Here is a 5,027-nt window from a genome sequence, read left to right as displayed (position 1 = left end):
CTTCTACCTATTTCTTTGAGATTATTTATTAGCTTCAGAGTCTCGTTATTCATTATATTGCCTCAATCGAATTCTTCTCAAACAAGCCTGTAATGTCTGCAGTTATATCGCTTATGCTTGAGAAATGCCCCTGCATCGCAAAATAGATATTATTTACCAACGCATCTTGACCATCTGTTGTTTGAGGTCGCACATTCTCAAGAGCTGTCTTTGCGTCCGCAATAACTGCTATCAAGTCTGCTTTTAGCTGAGCTATATCTTCTCTTTCGTTAAATGGCGCAATTATCCTTCTAAGCCTTCTCGAAACCTCGTTCAAAAGATCTCTCGCGCTTTGAAAATCAAGATCATAGTCAAGCTTGTCAAGTCTCTGTGCGATCTCGGTTAACTCAATAGTTAACGACTGAATCTTAACTGTCTTAGCAGCAGCGGCTGCTGCCTCTTTAGCTTTCTTTGCTTGCCAGAAAGCCATAATAGAAAAAACAACCCCAACCAGACCAACAACTAAGCCTATCCAGAAATCAACTTTTTCATAAAAAGGCTGTCCTGCAATTAGCAATATATTGCTTAGCCCTTCTTCTATTTCCATATACCCACCTTGCTTACGGGATTTTCTTTATCTCAACACCGAGAAAACCAGCGCCTAGCCACTTCCGTTGTAATCGCTATCCCGCGTTTTGATTGGACAAGTTTGAATTGGCCTGATCGTATTCGGGGCTTGTCTGCCCTGCTTCTGGCGCAACCTCGCCACTGACCACCCACAAGGCATATTGAGGAAAGAGCTTAACAATAGCTTCGATCTCCTCTGCCTTGATTTCGCGCTTTCTAGCCGTGTTCTTCAGGTTGTTCCAGGTGTAGCGACTGATACCAGTGCGCTCCTCAAGCTCGGGAAGCCGAATCCCCGAGCTTTTCAAAATAGTTATAACGCGCTCTTTAATCATAGCCACTTGATCTATAGTTGATATATCCAATATGGATCAACAATGGCATTATCCGTTTCGACACCATCCATTTTGGATAACGCAATGCTGAATCACTGGCATTGAAACGAATAGTGACGGAACGAGCATGGAACTGGAAGAGCTGGAACCTTCGAAGCTGATAGGCCCGCAACAGGACGTGGAAACCGTCGAGTCCTGGGCCGACCGAAATGGCCTGACCTACGGCACCGCGCGTGCCTGGGCAATGAAAGGCGTTCTCCCCACCGTAAAGCTAGGCAAGCGCCGCATGGTCAACAGCGCCCTGCTCCGCACCTGGCTGCTGGAACAGGAGTGGACGGCATGAATCCTCCTTTCTATACGCAAGCCGCCTTCGCCGCCCTGGCCGGTGTTGCCGTCGAGCAAGTCGCGCACTGGATCAGAACCGGCGCCGTCGAGAGCGTAAAGCTCGGCAAAACCCGCGTGGTGCTGTTCGCGGGGGTAAGCCAATGAGCAAGCCAGACAACCTCATGCTCTGCCAGGACTGCCTGCAGGTTCGCCCGTACTGCGAATCCGGCCACTTCGGTGACTACCGCTGCGACTGCGGTGGCGACTTCTGCGGCTGCACCAGCTGCAACGACTTCGCCCTCGGGCAAGGCGCCGACTTCGAAAAGCGCCAAGCGCTGGAGGCGATCAGTGAAAGGCCTGAGCCAGTACGTTCGCCAGCCGCACGCCGACAACTGCGACTGCTCTGTCTGCTGGTCCCGACGCGCGATGGTTCAACCCGCGCCCTGCCCGTCCACACCATGCAGCCATTGCCGCCCCGTGCACGTCTCCAGGGACTTATTGACCGGACGTTGGCAAGTGAAGCCGGCTTCCATCTGCGCGAAACACAAGCCACCGCGCCGACCGCCAGCGTTCTGGAGCGTTGCCTTTCAAAGCTCCACCTCCGTACCAACGGACGAGTTTCCGTTCTAGGGGTGAGCGCATGACCGTTTCTTTCCGCACTGGCCGCTATCTGGTCGCCCTGCTCTGGCATTCCGCGCCTTGGGGCTTCATCGGTTTTGCTGTCGGCTGCGTCTTCGGCACTTGGCAAGCCGTCGAGCTGCTGGAGTCGGTAGACGACTACTTCTATCAGGCAATGGCCAAGGTCGTTCACCAGTGCGCCCCTAGCGATCTGACCAACGCCGCCACCCTCGAACAGGTCAAGGGCCGCGCCCCCGGCTTGTCCGAACACGCTCCACCGTTCGGCCAAACGGAGGCACGGGCGGAGCGCACCCTTGAACACCCACCACCCTGACAACGCTAGGGGCATAGGGCTGGGGAACGCTTGTCTCCCCTGCCCTCTGACCCTCTGGCGAAGAGTGGGATGACAAGGGCAAAGCCCTTGGTGTGAACACAACCCGCTGCACCAGCGGCGCTAACTGAAAACCTCGGCAAGTCGAGAAAACCACCCCGGACAAAAAGGCAAATTTTGTCCGCGTGGACCCGCTCGGCCTGCTGAAAGGCAAACCCGCGCAATACCGCGCAACCAAGCGAGGAAACACAACATGGCACGCACCACTATGGAATTGGCATTCATCAGCGCTGAGCGCGTGAAGTTCGACAACGTGGATCTGGTGAAGCTGTACCTGGGCGACGAACCGGACGGCGAAAAGGACCTGGGCGTCTCCCTGCTCTCGATGCAGGTAGCCGAAAGCGCCCTGGACGAAGTGTGGGCCGCCTGCAAAGGCCTCGATGTACTGGAGACCGTCCGCGTCACCGTAGAGATTGATCGCGGCTCCAAGAACGCGGGCAAGTTCATCGTCTTGCACGTCGAGTCCGCCAAGCCCGCTCAGGCCAGCAAGCCTGCTGCCCCGCAAGGCACCCAACAACAGCCCAAGCCGACCGGCACCCAGCCGGACGCGGCCAAGGCCTAACGGGAGGGCGCCGCCGTGCTGATCGTTGATCGCGTGCTGTGCGACTGCTGTGGCCAGCCCATGGGCCAGCTCTACAACCAGTCCGCCCCCCAGCCCGACCTGCTGCCCGATCTGAACAAGGCGCCCGACCTCGTCATCTGCCCCGACTGCATCGCCATGGCTGAGGTCATCCGTGACCCCAGCCAGGCCGAGTAAGGGGGCACATGAAGTTCATCGCCTGCGATGGGGAATGGTCGGTTGGTGCTTCGGGCGAACTCCTGTGCACAGGCCAACTGGTATCCGTCGCAGACGCTGAAATGCAGGGCCTTACAGGCTCTGCACTCACCTGGGATGACGTATCCGAACTGCAAGGCGAAGCGATGATTCTCTTCTCTGTCGTGTTCGGGTTCCTCGTCCTGAAAAAAGTCCTGAAATCGAGGTAACAACCATGAAACACATCCGCACCCTGCGCCGTTCGCTCGGCGTTTGCGCCGCTGTCGGCCTGCTGGCCACTCAACAGGCCTACGCCGCCCTGCCAGCCGAAGTGAGCACCGAACTGGGCAACACCAAGACCGACGTTGTCGAGCTGGGTGGCCTGGTCCTCGTCGTGCTGATCGCGGCTGCCGCGTTCAAGTACATGCGCCGTGCCATGTAACCCAGCAACTGCACGTATGTGCCGAAGCAAGCAAAGCCCCGCCTCGGCGGGGTTTTCTTTTCCGGATACCGCCATGAACTATCAACTTTTCGTGCTGATCATCACCGTCCTGGCGCTGTATCTCGTGTTCTTTGGGCGGGTTTAACGATGAACAAGCCAGGTTTATTACTTCGACTACTGCTGGTCCTGGGCCTTATGGGGTGGGGGCAGTTTGGTTTTGCTTCGACAATCACCTATTGGACTGGAAGCAACTTATCTCGCCACTCATCTGGCTCCGCTGCCTGCAAATCCTACAACTCCACGGCCATTTTCATTCAGGAAACCACTACGGTCGGTCGCTGCGAGCTTCCTGGCGCTATGTTCATTGCTCAGGTCAATCGCGCTACGTTGACTTGCCCGAATGGGGATAACGGTTCTTTCCAGTGCAATGCTTCCTGCGACCCGCCCAAACAAATAGTGGACGGCCAGTGCGTAACGCCTGAGCCCAACAAATGTGAATCGTCAGTCGGCACCAATGTCGGCCACCAGCATCGGCTGGGTGAGTTCACCGGGAGAGGTGTCGTCGGTGCCCGGATCGATCCCCCGGGCGTGGTCTGTGATGGCGGCTGCCAATACGCCTCGACCCAGCAGCCGCCCACTAGCGTTACTCGGTTCGTCAATGGTGACCCCAGCGGGGTTTTCGCGACCTACACATACAAGGGCAATGGGGTTTCTTGTACCGGTGGCGATGCCATCCGTTCACGGCCTACCGACGGCACCCCGACAGCTGAGAAAAGCAGCGAGTGCACGAACAAAGTAGTTCACGCCGATGGCAGCCAAACCTACTCGTGCAATTCGGCGGAAAAGTACACCGACATTGGCAACATGAACTGCGGCCAGTTCGAAGCCGGTGGTGAATATCGCTGCGAGCCGAAAGCCCCCAGCCCAAAGATGACCGACAAAACCACCGAGGTTGAGGTCACCGAAAAAACCAATCCGGACGGTTCAAAAGACACCACAACCACGACCACCACGACGACCACCAATTGCAGTGGTGTGAATGCGTGCTCAACCAGCACCACCACCTCAAGCACCACCAGCCACACCAAGTCGGACGGCACTCCGGGTGGCGAGTCCACCACCTGTACCGGCGCGGGCTGTCCTGACTCGGACGGCAAAAGCCAGGAAGAGCGCGAACAAGAGCAGGAAGAGGAAAGCGAAAGCTCCGTGTCTGGTGGCCAGACCTGCGAAGCCGCGCCGGTGTGCGAAGGCGATGCCGTCCAGTGCGCCATCCTCAGTCAACAGTACGAGGCCCGCTGCGACTTCGAAGAGGCCAACGACTTTGAAGAGAACAAAGACGCCATCAAGGGCCTGCTGGAAGGCGATCAATTCGACCTGCAGGAAGGCCAGGGTGATATCGACGTGCCGTCCTTCATCAGCCAGGGCACCCGCTTTCTGACCCCGTCCTGCCCACCTGATCGCGTCATTTCCCTCGCCATGGCCGGTCGCACGGTCGGTCTGTCCTTTCAACCGCTCTGCACCTTCGCCAGCTCACTCGGCCCGTTTCTCGTCGCCGTCACT

Annotated in this window: 11 protein-coding genes; 9 read left to right on the top strand and 2 right to left on the bottom strand. The window is 57.1% G+C overall.

What is annotated here, in order from left to right:
- Positions 1-52: 52 nt before the first annotated feature.
- Both PCLY_RS14835 and PCLY_RS14830 read right to left on the bottom strand, forming a co-directional pair.
- Complete coding sequence (locus tag PCLY_RS14835; protein ID WP_061240416.1) at positions 53-586, bottom strand: hypothetical protein; 534 nt, start codon at positions 584-586, stop codon at positions 53-55.
- Between the two features lie 76 nt (positions 587-662).
- Positions 663-938, bottom strand: coding sequence for a helix-turn-helix domain-containing protein (locus tag PCLY_RS14830; protein ID WP_061240415.1), 276 nt, complete (start codon positions 936-938; stop codon positions 663-665).
- A 127-nt stretch (positions 939-1,065) separates the two neighbouring features.
- On the opposite strand from PCLY_RS14830, the gene PCLY_RS14825 reads away from it, so the two are divergent.
- The 9 genes from PCLY_RS14825 to PCLY_RS24870 form a co-directional block, all read left to right on the top strand.
- Positions 1,066-1,281, top strand: a complete 216-nt coding sequence (locus tag PCLY_RS14825) for a hypothetical protein (protein ID WP_013715705.1) — start codon at positions 1,066-1,068, stop codon at positions 1,279-1,281.
- The gene (locus tag PCLY_RS25035; RefSeq protein ID WP_197432193.1) at positions 1,278-1,427 is read left to right on the top strand and encodes a hypothetical protein; all 150 of its coding nucleotides are present in this window, start codon (positions 1,278-1,280) and stop codon (positions 1,425-1,427) included. The genes PCLY_RS14825 and PCLY_RS25035 overlap by 4 nt, the downstream gene beginning before the upstream one ends.
- A 183-nt stretch (positions 1,428-1,610) precedes the next feature.
- On the top strand, positions 1,611-1,892 hold the full coding sequence (pflM, locus tag PCLY_RS25030; protein WP_197432192.1) for a lysogeny maintenance protein PflM: 282 nt from the start codon (positions 1,611-1,613) through the stop codon (positions 1,890-1,892).
- Positions 1,893-1,902: 10 nt separating this feature from the next.
- A complete protein-coding gene (locus PCLY_RS14820) occupies positions 1,903-2,214 on the top strand; it encodes a hypothetical protein (protein ID WP_061240414.1) in 312 nt (103 codons plus the stop codon).
- Positions 2,215-2,464: 250 nt separating this feature from the next.
- A complete protein-coding gene (locus PCLY_RS14815) occupies positions 2,465-2,833 on the top strand; it encodes a hypothetical protein (RefSeq protein WP_061240413.1) in 369 nt (122 codons plus the stop codon).
- 15 nt (positions 2,834-2,848) lie between these two features.
- On the top strand, positions 2,849-3,028 hold the full coding sequence (locus PCLY_RS14810) for a hypothetical protein (protein WP_012018528.1): 180 nt from the start codon (positions 2,849-2,851) through the stop codon (positions 3,026-3,028).
- Positions 3,029-3,036: 8 nt separating this feature from the next.
- The gene (locus PCLY_RS14805; protein WP_061240412.1) at positions 3,037-3,255 is read left to right on the top strand and encodes a hypothetical protein; all 219 of its coding nucleotides are present in this window, start codon (positions 3,037-3,039) and stop codon (positions 3,253-3,255) included.
- A 5-nt stretch (positions 3,256-3,260) separates the two neighbouring features.
- Positions 3,261-3,467: a major capsid protein gene (locus PCLY_RS14800; RefSeq protein WP_061237388.1), complete on the top strand. Its 207-nt coding sequence runs from the start codon at positions 3,261-3,263 to the stop codon at positions 3,465-3,467.
- A 147-nt stretch (positions 3,468-3,614) separates the two neighbouring features.
- On the top strand, positions 3,615-5,027 hold a 1,413-nt coding region (locus tag PCLY_RS24870), incomplete at its 3' end, for a virulence factor TspB C-terminal domain-related protein (protein ID WP_156458605.1).

It is taken from the genome of Ectopseudomonas composti (genome assembly GCF_001567565.1).
Lineage (GTDB): Bacteria > Pseudomonadota > Gammaproteobacteria > Pseudomonadales > Pseudomonadaceae > Aquipseudomonas > Aquipseudomonas composti_A.
This window is presented reverse-complemented; position numbering and strand designations above follow the sequence as displayed.

Coding starts and splice junctions, on each gene's coding strand:
- PCLY_RS14835 (WP_061240416.1), bottom strand. CDS start 586: ATGGAAATAGAAGAAGGGCTAAGCAATATATTGCTAATTGCAGGACAG.
- PCLY_RS14830 (WP_061240415.1), bottom strand. CDS start 938: ATGATTAAAGAGCGCGTTATAACTATTTTGAAAAGCTCGGGGATTCGG.
- PCLY_RS14825 (WP_013715705.1), top strand. CDS start 1,066: ATGGAACTGGAAGAGCTGGAACCTTCGAAGCTGATAGGCCCGCAACAG.
- PCLY_RS25035 (WP_197432193.1), top strand. CDS start 1,278: ATGAATCCTCCTTTCTATACGCAAGCCGCCTTCGCCGCCCTGGCCGGT.
- PCLY_RS14820 (WP_061240414.1), top strand. CDS start 1,903: ATGACCGTTTCTTTCCGCACTGGCCGCTATCTGGTCGCCCTGCTCTGG.
- PCLY_RS14815 (WP_061240413.1), top strand. CDS start 2,465: ATGGCACGCACCACTATGGAATTGGCATTCATCAGCGCTGAGCGCGTG.
- PCLY_RS14805 (WP_061240412.1), top strand. CDS start 3,037: ATGAAGTTCATCGCCTGCGATGGGGAATGGTCGGTTGGTGCTTCGGGC.
- PCLY_RS14800 (WP_061237388.1), top strand. CDS start 3,261: ATGAAACACATCCGCACCCTGCGCCGTTCGCTCGGCGTTTGCGCCGCT.